The following is a 242-nucleotide window of genomic DNA, read 5'->3' as shown; positions in this document are numbered from 1 at the left end:
GTACATCGCCATATCTGCTTTAGCGATAAGTGAATCGGCGTCGATTCCATATATAGGATACTGACAAGCACCAATACTGGCTGTTACTGTAAAACGCTTATCTTTGATTTCAAACGTTTTTTGAAAAATATCCAATATATTCTCCGCTGCTTTATGAAGCTCATTTAAATTCATATTTTCTGTTAAGATGATTGCATACTCGTCTCCAGAAACACGAGATACCGTACCAGTATTACATACTC

Annotated in this window: 1 protein-coding gene; it reads right to left on the bottom strand. The window is 36.4% G+C overall.

Translation table 11 applies throughout. The annotated features are described in order from the left end of the window. A partial coding sequence (locus AOA59_RS31170; protein WP_143522872.1) for a diguanylate cyclase domain-containing protein occupies nucleotides 1–242 on the bottom strand: 242 nt, incomplete at both ends.

Source organism: Pseudomonas sp. 2822-15, assembly GCF_002742515.1.
Lineage (GTDB): Bacteria > Pseudomonadota > Gammaproteobacteria > Pseudomonadales > Pseudomonadaceae > Aquipseudomonas > Aquipseudomonas salomonii.
The sequence above is the reverse complement of the archived record's forward strand: the minus strand, read 5'-3'. Positions and strand labels throughout refer to the sequence as shown.